Source organism: Parazoarcus sp. PS-13 R2A, assembly GCF_057621855.1.
In genome coordinates this window covers 1-1,276 of sequence record NZ_JBYEXN010000053.1, presented here as the reverse complement: position 1 = coordinate 1,276, position 1,276 = coordinate 1, and the positions used below count along the sequence as shown (strand labels likewise).

Genomic DNA, 1,276 nt, shown 5'->3' with positions numbered 1-1,276 from the left:
TGGCCCGCATGGCGCAGCCTCACCGCTGGCGCGCGCTCCAAGATCCTGCGCCGCTGGTTCGAGCTGCTGCTCGAGCACCAGGACGACCTCGCCGTGCTGATGACCTCCGAGCAGGGCAAGTCGCTTACCGAGGCCAAGGGCGAGATCGGCTATGCCGCCTCCTTCATCGAGTGGTTTGCCGAAGAGGGCAAGCGCATCTACGGTGACGTGATCCCCGGTCATCAGCCCGACAAGCGCATCGTCGTCACCAAGGAGCCGATCGGTGTGTGCGCCGCGATCACGCCGTGGAACTTCCCCTCCGCGATGATCACCCGCAAGGCCGGACCGGCGCTGGCCGCCGGTTGCACCATGGTGCTCAAGCCCGCCAGCCAGACCCCGCTGTCCGCACTGGCGCTGGCCGTGCTCGCCGAGCGCGCCGGCATTCCGAAGGGCGTGTTCAGCGTGGTCACCGGCTCGGCCGGCGAGATCGGCGGCGAACTCACCGCCAACCCCATCGTGCGCAAGCTCACCTTTACCGGCTCCACCGAGATCGGCATCAAGCTCGCCGCCCAGTGTGCGCCCACGATCAAGAAGCTCTCGCTCGAGCTCGGCGGCAACGCGCCCTTCATCGTCTTTGACGACGCCGACCTCGACGCCGCCGTCGAAGGGGCGCTCGCCTCCAAGTACCGCAACAGCGGCCAGACCTGCGTGTGCGCTAACCGCCTGCTGGTGCAGGACGGCGTGTATGACGCCTTCGCCGAGAAGCTCGCCGCCGCCGTGGCCAAGCTCAAGGTTGGCAACGGGCTGGAGGCCGGCACCACCCAGGGCCCGCTGATCGACATGAACGCGGTCGAGAAAGTCGAAGAGCACATCGCCGACGCACTGTCCAAGGGCGCACGCCTGATGACCGGCGGCAAGCGCCATGCGCTCGGCCACACCTTCTTCGAGCCCACCATCCTTGCCGACGTAACCCCGGCCATGAAAGTGGCGAAGGAAGAGACCTTCGGCCCCGTCGCCCCGCTGTTCCGCTTCAAGGATGAGGCCGAGGCCATCCGCATGGCCAACGACACCGAGTTCGGTCTGGCCGCCTACTTCTACGCCGCCGGCATGAACCGCGTGTGGCGCGTCTCCGGTGCCCTTGAGTACGGCATCGTCGGCATCAACACCGGGATCATCTCCACCGAGGTCGCCCCCTTCGGCGGCGTGAAGTCCTCCGGTCTCGGACGCGAAGGTTCCAAGTACGGCATCGAGGATTACCTCGAGATCAAATACCTGTGCATGGGCGGCGTGCAGTAAG

Annotated in this window: 1 protein-coding gene; it reads left to right on the top strand. The window is 66.7% G+C overall.

The genetic code is table 11. The features are described 5' to 3' along the window. Positions 1-1,275 (top strand): NAD-dependent succinate-semialdehyde dehydrogenase (locus AC22G6_RS21765; RefSeq protein ID WP_487368497.1); only part of this gene is annotated, 1,275 nt, incomplete at its 5' end. Position 1,276 lies beyond the last annotated feature (1 nt).